Source organism: Pseudomonas sp. R4-34-07, from assembly GCF_003852375.1.
In the GTDB taxonomy this organism is placed as follows: Bacteria; Pseudomonadota; Gammaproteobacteria; order Pseudomonadales; family Pseudomonadaceae; genus Aquipseudomonas.
Genome location: NZ_CP027760.1, coordinates 2,588,299 through 2,606,426, shown reverse-complemented (window position 1 = coordinate 2,606,426; position 18,128 = coordinate 2,588,299). Strand labels below are relative to the sequence as shown.

At 59.1% G+C, this 18,128-nt stretch carries 16 protein-coding genes; 13 read left to right on the top strand and 3 right to left on the bottom strand.

The window, feature by feature from the left end; genetic code table 11:
- Positions 1-17: 17 nt before the first annotated feature.
- From C4J85_RS11915 to dhaL, 5 genes are all read left to right on the top strand, one after another.
- Entirely contained in the window at positions 18-1,025 is a 1,008-nt protein-coding gene (locus tag C4J85_RS11915) for a substrate-binding domain-containing protein (RefSeq protein WP_124409686.1), read from the top strand.
- A gap of 138 nt (positions 1,026-1,163) precedes the next feature.
- Positions 1,164-1,919 (top strand): SDR family oxidoreductase, encoded by a 756-nt coding sequence (locus C4J85_RS11910; RefSeq protein WP_124409685.1) that lies wholly within the window; start codon positions 1,164-1,166, stop codon positions 1,917-1,919.
- 27 nt (positions 1,920-1,946) lie between these two features.
- Positions 1,947-3,062, top strand: coding sequence for a zinc-binding dehydrogenase (locus tag C4J85_RS11905; RefSeq protein ID WP_124407034.1), 1,116 nt, complete (start codon positions 1,947-1,949; stop codon positions 3,060-3,062).
- 147 nt (positions 3,063-3,209) lie between these two features.
- Entirely contained in the window at positions 3,210-4,211 is a 1,002-nt protein-coding gene (locus tag C4J85_RS11900) for a dihydroxyacetone kinase subunit DhaK (protein WP_124409684.1), read from the top strand.
- 3 nt (positions 4,212-4,214) lie between these two features.
- Entirely contained in the window at positions 4,215-4,859 is a 645-nt protein-coding gene (gene dhaL, locus C4J85_RS11895; protein ID WP_124409683.1) for a dihydroxyacetone kinase subunit DhaL, read from the top strand.
- 78 nt (positions 4,860-4,937) lie between these two features.
- On the opposite strand, the gene sohB is transcribed toward dhaL, so the two are convergent.
- Positions 4,938-5,963 (bottom strand): protease SohB, encoded by a 1,026-nt coding sequence (sohB, locus tag C4J85_RS11890; protein WP_124370507.1) that lies wholly within the window; start codon positions 5,961-5,963, stop codon positions 4,938-4,940.
- Positions 5,964-6,155: 192 nt separating this feature from the next.
- On the opposite strand from sohB, the gene C4J85_RS11885 reads away from it, so the two are divergent.
- Together C4J85_RS11885 and C4J85_RS11880 are read left to right on the top strand one after the other, a co-directional pair.
- Positions 6,156-6,866: a histidine phosphatase family protein gene (locus tag C4J85_RS11885; protein WP_124409682.1), complete on the top strand. Its 711-nt coding sequence runs from the start codon at positions 6,156-6,158 to the stop codon at positions 6,864-6,866.
- Between the two features lie 56 nt (positions 6,867-6,922).
- A complete protein-coding gene (locus tag C4J85_RS11880) occupies positions 6,923-7,237 on the top strand; it encodes an SCP2 sterol-binding domain-containing protein (RefSeq protein ID WP_005788868.1) in 315 nt (104 codons plus the stop codon).
- A gap of 124 nt (positions 7,238-7,361) precedes the next feature.
- Here C4J85_RS11880 and C4J85_RS11875 read toward each other — a convergent pair whose 3' ends face one another.
- Positions 7,362-9,998, bottom strand: coding sequence for a glucosidase (locus C4J85_RS11875; RefSeq protein ID WP_124409681.1), 2,637 nt, complete (start codon positions 9,996-9,998; stop codon positions 7,362-7,364).
- Between the two features lie 198 nt (positions 9,999-10,196).
- Between C4J85_RS11875 and C4J85_RS11870 the strand changes: the two genes are divergently transcribed.
- The 5 genes from C4J85_RS11870 (at position 10,197) to solA (ending at position 15,559) form a co-directional block, all read left to right on the top strand.
- Entirely contained in the window at positions 10,197-11,573 is a 1,377-nt protein-coding gene (locus C4J85_RS11870) for a VOC family protein (RefSeq protein WP_124409680.1), read from the top strand.
- 148 nt (positions 11,574-11,721) lie between these two features.
- The gene (locus tag C4J85_RS11865; protein ID WP_124409679.1) at positions 11,722-12,525 is read left to right on the top strand and encodes a pyrroline-5-carboxylate reductase; all 804 of its coding nucleotides are present in this window, start codon (positions 11,722-11,724) and stop codon (positions 12,523-12,525) included.
- Positions 12,526-12,530: 5 nt separating this feature from the next.
- Positions 12,531-13,385: a methyltransferase gene (locus tag C4J85_RS11860; RefSeq protein ID WP_124409678.1), complete on the top strand. Its 855-nt coding sequence runs from the start codon at positions 12,531-12,533 to the stop codon at positions 13,383-13,385.
- A 161-nt stretch (positions 13,386-13,546) separates the two neighbouring features.
- Positions 13,547-14,290: a hypothetical protein gene (locus C4J85_RS11855; RefSeq protein ID WP_124409677.1), complete on the top strand. Its 744-nt coding sequence runs from the start codon at positions 13,547-13,549 to the stop codon at positions 14,288-14,290.
- A gap of 15 nt (positions 14,291-14,305) precedes the next feature.
- Complete coding sequence (gene solA, locus C4J85_RS11850; RefSeq protein ID WP_124409676.1) at positions 14,306-15,559, top strand: N-methyl-L-tryptophan oxidase; 1,254 nt, start codon at positions 14,306-14,308, stop codon at positions 15,557-15,559.
- Positions 15,560-15,663: 104 nt separating this feature from the next.
- Here solA and C4J85_RS11845 read toward each other — a convergent pair whose 3' ends face one another.
- Positions 15,664-15,888: a DUF465 domain-containing protein gene (locus C4J85_RS11845; RefSeq protein WP_124409675.1), complete on the bottom strand. Its 225-nt coding sequence runs from the start codon at positions 15,886-15,888 to the stop codon at positions 15,664-15,666.
- Positions 15,889-16,062: 174 nt separating this feature from the next.
- Between C4J85_RS11845 and tkt the strand changes: the two genes are divergently transcribed.
- Complete coding sequence (gene tkt / locus C4J85_RS11840) at positions 16,063-18,120, top strand: transketolase (RefSeq protein WP_124409674.1); 2,058 nt, start codon at positions 16,063-16,065, stop codon at positions 18,118-18,120.
- The last annotated feature ends 8 nt before the right edge of the window (positions 18,121-18,128 follow it).

The window sequence follows — 18,128 nt, the reverse complement described above, 5'->3', positions numbered from 1 at the left end:
TAACCGGAGTTCTACTTATGAAACTGGGTACCACCTTGGCCGCTGCGGCGACCTTTACCCTGCTGGCCAGCAGTATCGCCCTGGCCGCCGATGGCAAGACCTACAAGATCGGCGCCGCCGTCTACGGCCTCAAGGGCCAGTTCATGCAGAACTGGGTCCGTGAGCTCAAGGAACACCCTGCGGTCAAGGACGGCACCGTGCAATTGACCGTGTTCGACGGCAACTACGACGCGCTGACGCAGAACAACCAGATCGAAAACATGGTGACCCAGCGCTACGACGCCATCCTGTTCGTACCCATCGATACCAAGGCCGGCGTCGGCACGGTGAAAGCAGCCATGAGCAACGACGTGGTGGTCATCGCCTCCAATACGAAAGTAGCCGATGCCAACGTGCCGTATGTGGGTAACGACGATGTCGAAGGCGGCCGCCTGCAGGCCCAGGCCATGGTCGACAAGCTCAATGGCAAGGGCAACGTGGTGATCATCCAGGGCCCGATTGGTCAGTCGGCACAGATCGACCGGGAAAAGGGCGAACTGGAAGTGCTGGGCAAACACCCGGACATCAAGATCATCGAGAAAAAAACCGCTAACTGGGACCGCGCCCAGGCGCTGACCCTCACCGAAGACTGGCTGAACGCCCACCCCAAAGGCATCAACGGCGTCATCGCCCAGAACGACGACATGGCCCTCGGTGCGGTACAGGCGTTGAAGTCCCATGGGCTGACTTCCAAGGACGTGCCCGTCACCTCCATCGACGGCATGCCGGATGCGATCCAGGCGGCGAAAAAAGACGAAGTCACCACCTTCCTCCAGGATGCCCAGGCCCAGTCCCAGGGTGCGCTGGACGTGGCGTTGCGCGCCTTGGCCGGCAAGGACTACAAGCCGCAATCGGTGATCTGGGCGCGCTACGGCAACGACGTGAAATGGGGGGATGGCACGGACAAGAACTACATCCTGCCATGGGTGCCGGTGACGAATGCCAACGCCGATGCGCTGTACAAGCAGGTCAGTGGCGGTAAGTAGTTATAGATCGTTCCCACGCTCCGCGTGGGAATGCATCCCATGACGCTCCGCGTCATCCATCATCAGGACGCAGAGCGTCCCAGGCGGCATTCCCACGCAGAGCGTGGGAATGATCGATTGCCAAAAATGGAGTCATTCATGTCAGGTTTCTGGAACCAAGCCTTCGACCTCAGCGGCCGTTGCGCCGTGATCACCGGGGGCGCCGCCGGCATCGGCCTGGCCTGCGCCACCCTGTTGGTGGAACGCGGTGCTCGCGTGGCCCTGCTGGACCGCGACCCGGCAGTGGTCGAGGTGGCCGCCCGCCTCGGTGCCGGGCACTTGGGCATTGCCGTCGACCTCAGCCAGATCGGCCAGATACAACCCACCATCGATCAGGTTTTCGAACAGTTCCAACGCCTGGATTACCTGGTCAACAGCGCCGGCGTGGTGTTGCTGGACAAGGCCGTCGAGGTCAGCGAAAGCGCCTGGGACACCACCCTGGATATCAACCTCAAGGCCAGCTTCTTCGTGGCCCAGGCCTGCGCCCGCCACATGCTGGCCCAGGGCAGCGGGCGCATCGTCAACCTCGCCTCCCAGGCTGCCGTGATCGGCCTGGACCGCCACGTCGCCTACTGCGCGAGCAAGGCCGCCATCGTCGGCATGACCAAGGTATTGGCCATGGAATGGGCGCCGCAGATCAACGTCAACGCCATCTCCCCCACCATCGTCGAGACCGCCCTGGGCAAGCAAGCCTGGGCCGGCGCAGTGGGCGAACGGGCCAAGGCGCAGATCCCGGCGGGACGGTTTGCCCAGCCCGAGGAAATCGCCGCGCTGGCGCTGTACCTGCTCAGCGATGCCGCGCAGATGATCACCGGCGCCAATATGCTGATCGACGGCGGCTACAGCATTCAGTAATTCATCTTTATGTCGTGAGGGTTTGTCATGTCCACCGTTACCGAACGCAGTGCTGAACAACTCGCTCCAGTCATCCCGAAAACCATGCAGGCCGTGGTGTGCCATGGCCCGGAAGACTATCGCCTGGAAACCGTCGACGTGCCCACACCGGGGCCTGATGAAATTCTCACCAAGGTCGAGCTGTGCGGCATCTGCATGGGCGACATCAAGACCTATCGCGGCGCGCCGTCGTTCTGGGGCGATGCCGAGCAGCCGCGCTACGTGAAACCACCAATGATCCCAGGGCATGAGTTCGTGTGCCGCGTGGTTGCCCTCGGCCCTGGCGCGGAAAAACGCGGCGTGGCGGTCGGTGAGCGGGTGATTTCCGAGCAGATCGTGCCGTGCTGGGGCTGCCGGTTCTGCAACCACGGCCAATACTGGATGTGCCAGAAGCATGACCTCTACGGCTTCCAGAACAATGTGCAGGGCGCCATGGCCCAGTACATGATTTTCACCAAGGAAGGCATCATCCATAAGGTGCCGGAATCCATCGCCCCGGATGAAGCGATCCTGATCGAACCCCTGGCCTGCTCGCTGCACGCGGCGGAACGCGCCGATGTCGACCACGACGACATTGTAGTGGTCGCCGGCGCCGGTACCCTGGGCCTGGGCATCATCGGCGCGGTGCGTTTGCGCAACCCGAAAAAACTCATCGTGCTGGACATGAAACCCGAACGCGCCGCCCTGGCCCTGCGCATGGGCGCCGATGAAGTGTGGAACCCGGCCGAGGTCGACGTGCTGGCGAAAATCCGCGCGATCACCGATGGCTACGGCTGCGACATCTATATCGAAGCCACCGGGCACCACAAGGCAGTGAACCAGGGCCTGGCGATGCTGCGCAAATTGGGGCGTTTCGTTGAATTCAGCGTATTCAATGATGAAGCCACGGTGGATTGGTCGATCATCGGCGACCGCAAGGAGCTGGATATCCTCGGCTCGCACCTGGGGCCGTATATGTACCCGCGCGCCATCGACTTTATCGGCAGCCGCAAGATCGACATGCGCGATGTGGTAACCCATAAGTTTGCGCTGGCGGATTTCAAGGAAGCGTTTGCGGTGATGGAGCGTGGCGACAAGTCGCTGAAGGTGGTACTTGAGCCCTAAGCACACCACAAATCCAAATGTGGGAGGGGGCTTGCCCCCGATGGTGGTGTGACAGTCAGCACATCTATCACTGAACCACCGCTATCGGGAGCAAGCCCCCTCCCACATTGGATTGGGGTGAACCAATAAAAAACAGGAACCCGCGTTATGAATCGAGTCATCAACGATCCGGACCAAGTGGTCGAAGACATGCTGCGCGGCGTCCTGGTCGCGCACCCTGAACTGCGCCAGTACGAAGCCAACCCACGAGTCATCGTCAAGGCCAAACCCTCGGCCCAGGGCCGTGTCGGCATCGTCACCGGCGGTGGTTCCGGGCATGAACCGGCCTTTCTCGGCTACGTCGGCCCGGGCCTGGTGGATGCGGTGGCGGTCGGTGAGATTTTCTCCTCGCCCACCGCCAAGAGCTTTTTCGACGCCTTCCGCGCCGCCGACCATGGCGCGGGCGTGGCCTGCCTGTACGGCAACTACGCGGGTGACAACATGAACGTGAAGCTGGCGATGAAAATGGCCGCCAGTAAAGACATGCGTATTCGCACCGTGGTCGCCAACGACGACGTCGCCTCCGCCCCCCAGGCGGATATCGCCAAGCGTCGCGGGGTGGCCGGGGAAATCTTCATGTGGAAGATCGGCGGAGCCGCCGCCGCCCAGCATTACGACCTGGACGGCGTGATTCGCGTCGCGCAAAAAGCCGTCGACCACTGTCGCTCGATCGGCATTGGCCTCACGCCGTGCACCATCGCCGCAGTGGGCAAGCCGAACTTCCAGATCCCCGACGGCCAGATGGAACTGGGTATCGGCCATCACGGCGAACCGGGCATCGAAGTGATCCCCATCGAGTCCGCCGCAGCCATGGCCGAGCGCATGCTCGCCCCCATCCTCGCAGACCGCGACTTCAGCCTGGACGACAGCGTGGTGGTGCTGGTCTCCGGTCTCGGCGCCACGCCGGTGATGGAGCTGTACGTGTTCTATGCCGAGGTGGAACGCCAGCTCACGGCCAAAGGTCTGAAGATTCACCGTTGCTATGTCGGCAACTACTTCACCTCCCTGGAAATGATGGGCGTGACCCTGACCCTGCTCGGCCTGGACGCGGAGCTGAAAACCCTGATCGACCAACCCTGCCGTTCCATCGGCATGACCCAGGCGGAGTGAACCATGAGTGAGCATTTTTCCAGCCACGACGGCAGCGCCATCGTCGCCGACCTGGTCAGCGTGATCGTGGCCAACCGTGACTACCTCAGCGAAATCGACGGTGCGATTGGTGACGGTGACCACGGCATCAACATGGCCAAGGGCTTCGCCCACTGCGGGCGCGCGCTTGAAGGTCGCCGACTGACCCTGGCGGCAGCCCTGGACGAACTGACCCTGAGCCTGATGGAGGGCATCGGCGGCTCGATGGGCCCGTTGTATGGCAGCCTGTTTATCGGCATGGCCGACGAAGTGCGCGGCAGTGAAGACATCGACGCCGCCACCTTCGCCCGTTTGCTGCGCGGCGGCCTGACGTCGTTGCAGGACATTACCGAGGCGGGTGTGGGTGACAAGTGTTTGATGGACACCCTGATTCCGGCGGTGCAAGCCTTTGAGCGAGCGCACGCCGATGGGGCTTCGTTCAACGCCGCGCTGGAAGCAATGAAAAGCGCTGCTTCCCAGGGGCGTGATTCGACCAGGGACCTGGTGGCGAAGATAGGCAGGGCCAGCCGCCTGGGTGAACGCTCGCTAGGGGCGCTGGATGCTGGGGCGGTGTCGTGCTGCCTGATCCTCACGCGGCTGGCGGATTCCATCCAGCCCCGCTTGGCCTGACCGGTGATCGTTCCCACGCTCCGCGTGGGAATACAGCCCTGGACGCTCCGCGTCCCGCCTGCGCGAGTTGGTAGTGGATTACCAGAACCGCTGCTGAGTCAGCCGGCTCCACCAGGTCAGTAACACCCGGTCCACCGAACCACTGGCCGCCAGCCCTACCCGCTCCTGCAGGCTTTTACGCTCGGCATAATGCAGATGGAACACCTCGGCGGTCTTGGCCTTGGTGGCCAGGTATTCGTCGCTGGTCTGCAGCTCGTCGACCAATTGCTTGTCGAGGGCGGCAACACCCAGCCACACTTCTCCGGTGGCTACCTCGTCAATCGCCAGCTGCGGGCGATAACGCGAGACGAAGTTCTTGAACAATTGGTGCGTGATGTCCAGGTCTTCCTGGAATTTCTCGCGCCCCTTCTCGGTGTTTTCGCCAAACACCGTCAGCGTGCGCTTGTATTCGCCGGCGGTGAGCACTTCGAAGTCGATATCATGCTTTTTCAGCAGGCGGTTGACGTTGGGCAACTGCGCGACCACGCCGATGGAACCGAGGATCGCGAACGGAGCGCTGATGATCTTCTCGCCGATGCACGCCATCATATAGCCGCCGCTGGCCGCGACCTTGTCGATGCACACGGTCAATGGCACACCCGCTTGACGAATACGCGCCAGTTGGGAAGAGGCCAGGCCGTAGCTGTGCACCATGCCGCCGCCGCTTTCCAGGCGCAGCACCACTTCGTCCTTGGGCGTGGCCAGGCTCAGCAGTGCGGTGATTTCATGGCGCAGGCTTTCAGTGGCGGAGGCCTTGATGTCACCGTCGAAATCCAGCACGAATACCCGCGCCTTAGGCTCGGGCTTCTTCTTGCCCTGCTTTTTTTCGGCTTTGCTTTCGGATTTGCGCAGGGCCTTGAGCTGGTCCTTGTCGAGCAGGCTCGATTCCAGGCGCTCGCGCAAGCCCTTGTAGAAATCGTTCAGCTTGCTGACCTGCAACTGGCCAGCGGATTTGCGACGCCCTTTGCTGCGCAGCGCCGCGAAGCTGATCAGCACCACCAGAATAGCGACCACCAGGGTGACGGTCTTCGCTAGAAAGCTCGCATATTCGGCCAAAAAATCCATATGTCTCCTTAAGAATGCACTGCGCCAGGCGCGGATGGCCCAGCATACCGGCGCCAATGCCCGCGGACCAGTGCCCAAACCGCCACCAGCGCACCTCTAACAGGCTTTTAAAACAAGCGTATGTTTTTTCATTGACAGCTTGCGGGCATCCTCATAACCTCGCCAGACTTTCAACGTACCGGGAAAACGGACGTGGGCAGCATCTATCTGATTCGACATGGCCAGGCCTCCTTCGGTGCAGACGACTATGACGTCTTGTCGCCCGTCGGCGTGGAACAAGCCCAGATACTCGGTCGCCACCTGGCCGACCTGGGACTGACGTTCGATCGCTGCCTGTCGGGTGACCTGCGCCGCCAGCAGCACACCGCCACCGCCACGTTCGATCAATACAGCGCCCTCGGCCTGCCGGTTCCGCCGCTGGAAATCGACAGCGCGTTCAACGAATTCGACGGCGAGGCGATTATTCGCGGCCTGCTCCCCGACCTGCTCGGCGCCGAACCCGACGCCGTGCACATCCTGCGCAATGGTGCGCAAAACCGCAGCGAATTCCAGCGCATCTTCGCCCTGATCATCGAGCGCTGGCTGGCCGGCACCTACGACCCGCCAGGGCTGGAAAGCTGGCTGGGGTTTGTCGAGCGTGTCCAGGGCGGCTTGCAGCGCATCCTTGAAGCAGCCGACAACTCGCAGAAAATCGCGGTATTTACCTCCGGCGGCACCATCACCGCCCTGCTCCACCTGATTACCCGAATGCCGGTGGCACAGGCGTTCGAGCTGAACTGGCAAATTGTCAACACCTCGCTCAACCAGCTGAAATTCCGTGGTCGCGAGGTGGCACTGGCTTCCTTCAACAGTCATGCCCACTTGCAGCTGTTGAAGGCGCCGCAGTTCATCACTTACCGGTGAACTGCGGCCAACCGTGACCCCAAGGTCACTGGACTCTACCCTAAAGGATCGAAACCATGACTGACGTAGCTAAAGCCGTAGAAGCAATGAAAGCCAAATTCAACCCAAGCGCTGCTGAAGGCCTGGACCTGGTATTCGGTTTCCGTATCGACGACACCAAGAACTTTTCGCTGGTGGTCAAAGACAAGACCTGCGAACTGCAGGAAGGTGAAAACCCGGACGCTCAAGTGACCTTGGTGATGGACAGCGAAACCCTGGAAGGCATTGTCGACGGCTCCACCGACGGCATGCAGGCCTTCATGGGCGGCAAACTGCGCACCGAAGGCGACATGATGCTGGCCATGAAGCTGAGCGAACTGTTTCCTTCCTGATTCCAGGGCAATCCTGAGTCAGATAAAGATCCAGGGTGGGAGGGGGCTTGCTCCCGATAGCGGTATATCAGTAACAGATGAGCTGGCTGACACACCGCCATCGGGAGCAAGCCCCCTCCCACATTTAGTTTTCAGGTTGCAGCAACAACGCCACCAGCGCACTCCACCCTGTCTGGTGCGACGCCCCCAGCCCCCTGCCAGTTTCCCCATGAAAATACTCATGGAACAACACCAGGTCACGGCTGAGCGGGTCCGCCTCCAACTGCGCATACGCCGCCATCGACGGGCGCAGGCCATTTTCGTCCCTTAAAAACAACCCGGTCAGGCGCTGACTGAGGCTGTCGGCCACTTCCTCCAGGGATGACAGATAACCGCTGCCCTTGGGGTATTCCACCGAAAAGTTATCCGCGTAATAGCGATGAAATTCGCGCAGCGACTCAATCAGCATGTAGTTGACCGGCATCCACAACGGCCCGCGCCAATTGGAGTTGCCACCGTACAAACGTGAGTCGGATTCGCCGGGCTGGTAACTGGCGCACAGAGTGTCGCCATTCATCTTCAGGGCCAGGGGCTGCTCGGCGAAAGCCTTGGACAAGGAGCGCACGCCAAACGCCGACAAGAACTCATCGTCATCCAGCATGCGCCGCAGCAAATCCTTGGTGCGCTCGCCGCGCAGCAACGCCAGGAGCAGCCGATTGCCCTGCCCCGGTTCGTTCCAACGCGATACCAGCCTGGCCAGGTCCGGCCGATGGTGCATGAAGCCCAGCAGCCGCTCGCGCAAGCCCTCCAGGCCTTCATGCTCGCGCTGCTCCAGCACCAGCACCGCGAACAACGGCATCAGCCCGACAATAGAGCGCAGGCGCACCGGTTCGCTCTCGCCATCGGGGCGATGCAGCACGTCGTAGAAAAACAGATCCTGCTCATCCCACAGCCCGTCGGCGCTGTCGTCGACGCGGTTGATGGCGCCGGCGATATACAGGAAGTGCTCGAAGAATTTCACCGCGATATCCACATACACGCCATTGCGCTTGGCCAGCTCCAGGGCGATGCGCATCAGGTCCAGCGCATAGGCGGCCACCCACGCCGTACCGTCCGCCTGGTCCAGCTGATAGCCCGGTGGCAGCGCGGCAGAGCGATCGAACAGGGCGATATTGTCCAGCCCGAGAAAGCCGCCCTGGAACAGGTTGCGGCCCTCGGCGTCCTTGCGGTTGACCCACCAGGAAAAATTCAGCAGCAGTTTGTGGAAAATCCGCTCCAGAAAGTCCAGGTCGCCCACACCGGTCAACGCCTTGTCCTGCTGATACACGCGCCAGCTGGCCCAGGCATGCACGGGCGGGTTGGCATCGTCGAAGCGCCACTCATAAGCCGGCAACTGGCCGTTGGGGTGCATGAAGCGGTCCTTCACCAGCAATAGCAGCTGTTGCTTGGCGTAGCCCGGATCGATCAGCGCCATCGCCACCGCCTGGAAGCCCTGGTCCCACGAGGCGTACCACGGGTATTCCCAGGTGTCGGGCATGGAGAGAATGTCGAAGTTGGACAGGTGCCGCCAATGGGTATTGCGCAAATGCAGGCGCTCGGGCGGCGGCGCGGGCTGGGCCGGGTCGCCGTCGAGCCACTGGTTCACGTCGAAATAGTACAACTGCTTGGACCACAGCAACCCGGCCAGGGCCTGACGCTGCACATTGCGTGCATCGTCGTCGGCGATGCCCTGTTGCAGCGCCGCGTAGAAGTCGTCGGCCTCCTGGCGGCGCTGCTCGAACAGCTTGCGCGCGTTGACCTCGGGCGCGTCCACAGGGGCAAAGCGCAGGTACAGGATTTTGCGTTCATCGCCCGCCAGTTCCAGGACGAACTGCGCAGCCACCTTGGTGCCCGTATCCCGGCGAATCGCGCCTTGCACACCGCCGACCACGTAATCGTTGATGCCGTCCTTGAACGGCCCCGGCGCCGCTGGCCCACCCAGCCTGGGGACGTTGGTCTGGTTTTCACAAAACAACCATTCCACGCCGTCCTGGCCCCAGGCGCTGAGATGGCGGTCGCCCAGCTCATGATGACGCGCTCGTACGCGGTCACCGTCCAGGGTCAAGCCGGGCTTGGGGGCGCCGAAGGTCCAGCTCCAATCATTGCGCGCCCACAGCTGGGGCAATACCTGCAGGCGCGTGGGTTGCTCGGCACGGTTGTGCACGGTGATGCGCATGAAAATATCGTCGGGTTGATGCTTGGCGTACTCAACGCTGACGTCGCAGTAGCGGTTATCGTCAAACACGCCGGTATCGAGGATTTCATACTCAGCGTCAGCCAGCCCACGGCGGGCGTTTTCGGCGATCAGGTCGGCGTAGGGAAACGCTCCATGGGGGTATTTGTAGAGCATGCGCATGTAGGCATGGCTCGGCACGCCATCGACGAAAAAGTACAGTTCCTTGACGTCTTCACCGTGGTTGCCCTCGGCGTTATCGAGGCCGAACAGACGCTCCTTGAGGATCGAGTCGCGTTCGTTCCACAGCGCCAGGCCCAGGCACCAGCGTTGCGCCTTGTCGCTGAAACCGGCCAAGCCATCCTCGCCCCACCGGTAGGCGCGGCTGCGGGCATGTTCATGGGGAAAGTAGGCCCAGGCGTCGCCGTCGGCGCTGTAGTCCTCGCGTACGGTGCCCCATTGGCGTTCACTCAGGTACGGCCCCCACTCGCGCCAGCACTCCGCATTCCCCGTCGCCAGGCGCTGGCCTTCGAGGGTGTCGAGCAATCGGGGTGTGGGTGCGGCCGTCATTGAGTCCTCCATCGCCGGTCTGATGAGCAGCAGTGTAGAACCCAATGCCGCCAGGATGCACATGAAGACTGCATAGGGGCGTCACCTCATTCATTTGCAGAATGAAGTCCAGAGGAAACTTCGTTTGCACGCGCCTCTTGGGCCCAACAAAATCCAGGGAAAGCCACACACCTCGCCTCAGCCTTCAGGAATTTTTCTATGCCAGGTACCGCACATGTCAGCCCCGACGAGATCCGTAAGGGCTTTTCCCGGGCGATGTCCGATATGTACAGGGATGAAGTGCCGTTGTACGGCGCGCTGATGACCCTGGTGGCTCAGACCAACGCACAGGTGCTGGAGAGCAACACGGGCCTGGCCGAGCACCTGCGACGTACGGGTGAGATCGAGCGTCTGGACATGGAGCGCCACGGTGCGATCCGCCTGGGCACCGCTGCGGAACTGGCGACCATCAGCCGTCTGTTCGCGGTCATGGGCATGCAACCGGTGGGCTATTACGACCTGACACCGGCTGGCGTGCCGGTCCATTCCACCGCCTTTCGCGCCGTTCACGAACAGTCGCTGCAAACCAGCCCGTTTCGCGTGTTCACCTCGCTGCTGCGCCTGGAACTGATCGAAAGCCCAGCGCTGCGCAGCTTCGCCGAAACCGCCCTGGCCAAGCGCTCGATCTTCACCCCAGGCGCCCTGGCGCTGATCGAACAGGCCGAAACAGACGGCGGCCTCGGAGCCTCTGACGCCGAGGAATTCATTCGCCAGGCGCTGGAGACGTTTCGCTGGCACCCCACCGCCACCGTCACGGCCGCGCAGTATCGGCAGCTCAGCGACCAGCATCGCCTGATCGCCGACGTAGTGGCCTTCAGAGGCCCGCACATCAATCACCTCACCCCGCGCACCCTGGACATCGACCAGGTGCAGGCGGCCATGCCCGGCCACGGCATCACCCCCAAAGCCGTGATCGAAGGCCCACCTCGGCGCAAGTGCCCGATCCTGCTGCGCCAGACCAGCTTCAAGGCCCTCGAAGAGCCCATTGGCTTTACCGATGCCCAGGGCAGCCACAGCGCACGTTTCGGCGAGATCGAACAACGCGGCGTCGCGCTCACCCCCAAAGGGCGCGCCCTGTACGACCAACTGCTGAATGCCGCCCGCGATGAACTCGGTGCCTTCCCCAACGAGTCCAATGCCACGCGTTATGAACAATTGATGGAGCAACACTTCCAGGCATTCCCGGATGATCACGCGCAAATGCGTGAGCAAGGCTTGGCGTACTTCCGCTATTTCCCCACTGAAAAAGGCCTGGCGGCCCGCCGCAAGTCCGACCAACCGCGCACACTGGAGGGACTGATCAGTGCGGGGCATGTAGCGGTTGAACCGCTGGTGTACGAAGATTTCCTGCCGGTCAGCGCGGCGGGGATTTTTCAGTCGAACCTGGGCGATGCGGCGCAAAGTCACTACACGGCCAATTCGAACAAGGCTGAGTTCGAGCAGGCGCTGGGCCGCAGCACGATTGACGAGTTGCAGCTGTATGGCGAGACGCAGCAGCGTTCGATGGATGAGTGCATGAGCATGCTGCGGGAGTAAAGGGGATGTCGGCTCGGCTCGCTGAACCAGCAACCACCAGAAACGCCCTACACCATTTTAGGAAGCCAATGATTTGATATAACTCCTACTCCATACGAAGCTGATATTTAGCCAACCCAGCAGTTTAATAACGCCGGAGGGGATAGTCATGTCAGCAGCAATGAATATCATGATCGTCGGTGGCGGGCATATGGGCAGTGCGATCGCATTTGGTTTAAAGCGATCCAGTGCAGACATGCTGATAACTGTCGTCGAGCCCGACGCCACTCGCCGAAACGACATCAAAAATGCAGGTATTTCAACGCTGGAAGAACTACCAAGTCCTTTAATAGCTGACGTTATCTTTCTAGCGATCCCACCTCAGGCTTTCCTGGGATTCCTGGAAAATAATGCTCGCATCGGACGGTATGCTGGCATCGTCATTTCAGTTATGGCTGGAATCCGTATCCGCGAACTTACAGCCCACTTGAAAAACTCGCAAATCTATCGAACGATACCCAATCTTCCGTGCGGCGTTAATGAAGGAATGACCGTTTTAATTACCGCAGCTGAGACAACAACTGCAAGCAATATCGTGGTTAATCAACTTCTCGCCAAGCTTGGAAATTTACTGGAGTTAAAAGATGAGGCTTTGCTGGATAGCGCCACAGCTCTCGTCGGCGGCGGCCCCGCTTACATTGCCTACTTCGCCGCGGCGCTCACAGAATATGCTATTTCGGCTGGCTTCGATAAATCAAGTGCTACCTCAATAATTCTCCAGCTGCTACACGGGACCACGGCAATTTTGGAGCAACGCAAGGAACCTGCGATTAATCTATGTGAAAAAGTGATGACTGCAGGTGGAACGACAGAGCGAGCAATTGATTGGTTTAATCAGCACGGGGTACGAGCCGCCATCACAGAAGGTCTCAAAATATCCTGCGCTCGCTCGATAGAACTGGGTCAGAGGTGATAGATATGCAAGGACTTATTGATCATGGGCTAGCAGGACAGCACTATTTAGATTTTGATAAATCGAATTGTCCGAGCGACAGCTACAGCATTTATTATGGACTGGGCCAACAACTTGACTTCATACATTCGCCCAACGTTTTCAGAGTAAGCCTCGCGGGCGTGAGGCTCGGCTGTTATCTGTTACGTTCACTCAGCTCCAGCAGATCAAGCAACAGCTTCCTGGATGTCGGAACAGGCAGCGGCGTCCATGCGCTATTGGCGCGCAAACTTGGAGTTCAAGACATCTCTGCCACGGACATCTCCCCATACTCCATTGAGCAGGCAAAACTTCACGAACACATAAACTTCAGGCAGCCAGCCATTTCTTTTTGTATTGGCGACCTGTTCGGCAATCTGCCTGAAAGACAATATGAAACAATCAGCTTTAACCCGCCTGGCTGGCGAACTCCCTCACCTTCGCTCACCCAGCAATTGGACATCATCGAGCCGACGGGACAGTTACCTATGGAAGCAATGTTCTACGGAGAGCAAATCATCGCCCGTTTTCTTGATAATCTTCCAAAATACCTGGCGCCCACGGGAACGGCCATTGTGGGGCTTAATTCTTTAGTGGGAATACGTGATGTATTGAACAAGTACAAGGAAAGGCATCACGGTACTCCGCCGCTGGCTTACAGACTCATGGAGCGCCATACACTCCCACTTCTTTATTACTCTGATCATTGGCAGGCCACGAACAAACTTTTAAAAAGCGAATTCGAACAGTGGGCAAATCAAGACTTGGCTGCATATTCCGTCGACGAACACGGCATAATTTTCTGGTCTTACGAAATCGTTGAATTCTACCACTCCAAATAAAAATCATGATTATACAACCAGCATTTTCTACAAGGCGTTTTACGGCAATCGTATTGTCGGCGCTCGCGAATTTAATGCTAGGAGCGTCATCTCTTTATTGGAGGGCGCTTGACGGATTATCCCCTGCAACACTAGTTGCCTATAGGATTGTCCTGTCCTGCTTGATTCTCAGTGCACTTCTTCTAGTTTTTCGACGCCTCAGCCAGATAAATCAACTGACAGCCAAACTAATAGTCCTGCACGGCACCGCTTCTATTTTTATTGCCGTTAATTGGGTCACATTCATGGGGGCTTCAATCAACGGATATATTTTGGAAAGCGGAATCGGCTACTTATTGGCGCCGTTCATACCTATCGCATTGGGAGCCCTGATCTATCATGAGCAATTTTCAGCGATCAAAACCCTGTCTACGGCTATCGCACTCGTCGCGATATTGCTTTTGATAACGTTCACTGAAAAGCTGAACCATTGGGTTTATCTATTGATCGCTGCAACATGGGGCGTGTACACCTACCTAAAAAAATACACATCTTTAAATGCAGTGACCGGCCTGTTCCTGGAAACTGTTTTCTTGAGCAGTTGTTTAGTAGTTGCCGTCTGGCTCTTCGATTTCCCAATCATATGGCCGAGTGAAGTGTCATATCGCTCAGCTCCGCTTATTTGGTTAGCCGGAGCGGTGTCAGTCACGCCGCTACTGATGTTCTCGTTCGCCACCGGAAAAATTCCGTTGTCCCTGACAGGTTTTTTGCAGTTCATACTTCCACTGACACTGCTAGCCATTGGCCTGATAACCAATGGAAAAGATATTCCTGCTTTGTCTCTGACCTTAATCATCTCCACCACGGGCGTATTAGTCTGCCTTCTGACTTACGACAGCCTAACTACCCGCTCGCCAGGAGAATAATAGGGAATTCTAACCATGAGGAACACTTACGACGTTATCGTAATTGGCTTGGGAATCATGGGTGCATCTGCATTGTGGAGAGTCGCTTCGAAATGCACTCGAGTACTTGGAATCGACGCATCGAGCCCCACTCACAGCTACGGGTCGTCACATGGAAACTCTCGTATATTCCGTCGCGCTTATTGGGAGGGCGAAAAGTACCTGCCATTATTGAACCAATCCGATTTGCTCTGGAAGGAATTGGAAGAGTTAATGCAGCAAAAGCTGCTTTTTCGCACAGGGGGGATTTTCGTTGGGCATCAGTCCAGCCACGTGGTAGCAGGGAGCATTGAAACCGCAAGGAAGGGAGGGATAGAACATGCTGTGTGGAGCGAATCAGAAACCAGGTCCCATTTTCCCGCATTCAATGTATCGGATGGGTCGCAGGCGGTATTTGAGCCCGGAGCCTATGCAATATCGGCCTGCGAAGCCAGATTAGGGATGCTCAACGAGGCTGTACACCAGGGCGCCATCATTGAATTTGGTAACAGCGTTACAGGCTTGCAAACCAGCGGTTTGGGGATGCGCTTAAGCACTCGAAGCGGGCAAACCTACTCTGCAAAAGCCGTAATAGTCACAGCAGGGCCCTGGATTGGCACTCACCTCCTGCCGGAGCTCGAACGCTATATAGAGCCGCGTCAGATTCCCGTATTTTGGTTCAAACCAAAAACGGGTTTTGGTAATCTTTTTTCGTCAGATCAGTTCCCCATTTTCTTATATGAACATCAGGATGGAGCCCTTCTCTACGGTGTGCCATCCATCCTTAGCAACGAGCCTGGTGTAAAAATCGGTTTTCACAACAGGCAACAGACGCCAGCTGCTCCTAACTGGAAAAATATTCCCGTGCACAAAAGATATTTAGACGAGATATCGCAGGTGGTTGGAGACCTTTTTCCCAAGTTGCAGCGTTCGCCTATCCAAGCAAAAAACTGCTTCTATACACTTAGTCCTGATGAGTCGTTTCTGATCGGGGAATCCCAAGCGTTGAAATCGTCTTTTTTCGCATCCGCATGCTCGGGGCACGGATTCAAATTTGCGCCTGCTATCGGTGATGCGCTTGCCTGCATGGCGGTTGGGCTAAAACCATATGTGTCTTTAGCGGCGTTTTCTGCAGACCGGTTCTACAACGTATCACCTGAATTTCGAGAGTGCCCGCCCGGCTCAACAACGCAATCCTTGCGCCGCGAAAAGCCCCAGAGCCGGGTGGACGGGGCGCATCATAAGGAGTGAGATAAAGCTTGTCCCTCAAACAATTCTGAACAAATGTGCACATTCAAGTGCGACCGGCTGGTAGTGGCGAGAGCAAGCTCCCTCGCCACGGGTTGGGGGTTTGCTCAACTCAACTTTGCGACAATCTCATCTTTGATCAGCAACCGTTTCTTCTTCAGTTTTTCCACTTCCTCATCGTTGGCACTTGCCGACTCCGCCTTCAGCACCTCCCCATCGGCAGCGTCGTATTGCGTGAGCAACGAGTCCAGACGCTTGTCACTCGCCCTGCGTTCGTGAACAGCTTCCTTGCTCATCCCCAAATCCTGATACAGGTCGTGTTTCACTGGCATGGCGTACCTCCACAAGTTGATCAATGGCCTACCCCTTGAAGCTAGCCCATTCCAAGGGGTCTTGTCATGTTCAAGGTCAAACCCTCCCCGTTCGTCGTAACCCCGGCGATGGGATCAAACCTTTGCCGTGCCCTGCCCTCCACTGTAGATCGCCACCCGAGGGAGACCGGTTTTATGAATCACACTGCCACTGCTGCCGACACGCAATGCATCAACACCATCCGCACACTGGCCATGGATGCCGTGCAGAAGGCCAACTCGGGCCACCCCGGCACGCCCATGGGTCTGGCGCCGGTGGGCTACACGTTGTGGAGTCGCTTCCTGCGCTACCACCCGGAGCATCCCGATTGGCCCAACCGCGACCGCTTCGTGTTGTCGGTGGGGCATGCGTCGATGCTGCTGTACTCGCTGCTGCACTTGGCCGGTGTGGTGGAAATCGATGCCCACGGCAAGCGCTCCGGGCAGCCGGCGGTCAGCCTGGACGATATCAAGCAGTTCCGGCAGATGGGTTCCAAAACCCCGGGCCACCCCGAATACCGCATGACCACCGGGGTGGAAACCACCACCGGCCCCCTGGGCCAGGGCTGCGCCAACAGCGTGGGCATGGCCATGGCCGAACGGTGGCTGGCCCAGCGGTTCAACCGCGACGGCCAGGTGCTGTTCGACTACGACGTCTACACCCTGTGCGGTGACGGCGACATGATGGAAGGCATCAGCAGCGAAGCGGCGTCGATGGCCGGGCATCTGCAGCTGGATAACCTGTGCTGGATCTACGACAACAACACCATCAGCATCGAGGGCCACACCGAACTGGCCTTCAGTGAAGATGTGATCAAGCGCTTCCAGGCGTATGGCTGGCACACCGTGCACGTCACCGATGCCAATGACCTGCAGGCCTTGAGCGTAGCGCTGGAAACCTTCAAGGCCAATACCGGCGCGCCGACTCTGATTGTGGTCGACAGCGTGATCGGCTACGGCTCGCCGCACAAACACAACACCGCTGCGGCCCATGGCGAGCCGTTGGGCGAGGATGAAATTCGTCTGACCAAAGCCGCGTATGGCTGGCCAGAGGATTCCAGTTTCCTGGTGCCCGATGAGGCGCGCACCACGTTGCGCGACGCACTGCATGAGCGTGCCGAGCCGCTGTATGCCGAGTGGAACCAGACCTTGTCATCCCTCGACCCGCAACGCGCCGATGAACTGCAGCGCATGCGCGCCGGGGAAATGCCCGAGCACTGGCAGGCCGACCTGCCGCGCTTTGCGACCGATGCCAAGGGTGTCGCCAGCCGGGCATCGGGCGGCGAGGTTCTGAACGCCTTCGCTCAACAGATCCCCTGGCTGCTCGGCGGCTCGGCGGATTTGTCGCCCTCGACCAAGACCAACCTCACCTTCGACGGCGCCGGCCGTTTCAGCGCCGATGACTACAGCGGGCGCAACCTGCACTTCGGCATTCGCGAGCACGCCATGGGCGCAATTGCCAACGGCATGGCGCTGTCCTACCTGCGGCCGTACACCTCGACGTTCCTGGTGTTCAGCGACTACATGAAACCGCCGATCCGCCTGGCGGCGATCATGGAGTTGCCGGTGGTCTTCGTGTTTACCCATGACTCGATCGGCGTCGGCGAAGACGGCCCTACCCACCAACCCATCGAACAGCTGACCCAACTGCGCGCCACCCCAGGCCTGCTGACCCTGCGCCCAGGGGACGCGAATGAAACCCTGGAATTGTGGAAGGTAGCGCTGGCGCAGACCGATCGGCCAAGCTGCGTGGTGTTGTCGCGCCAACCGCTGCCAACCCTGGATCGCAGCCGCTATGCCGCCGCCTCCGGTGCGGCCAAAGGCGCCTACGTGCTGGCCGGCGCAGACAAGCCTGAAGTGATCCTGATCGCCACGGGCAGTGAAGTCAGCCTGGCGGTCGCCGCCTACGAACAACTCACGGACGAAGGCATTGCCGCGCAGGTGGTGTCGATGCCCAGCTGGGAACTGTTCGAAGACCAGGACCAGGCCTACCGCGACAGCGTGTTACCGCCGGCGGTGAAGGCGCGCGTGGTGGTGGAACAGGCCGGCCCGTTGGGCTGGGACCGCTACGTCGGGCAGACCGGCGCCAAAGTGGTGATGAACAGCTTTGGCGCGTCGGCGCCACTGGCGAAGTTGCAGGAAAAGTACGGGTTCACTAAGGAAAATGTGGTGAAGCTGGCTAAACAGCAGATCCAGCACAACCGGGCTGAGTAACCCCTCTC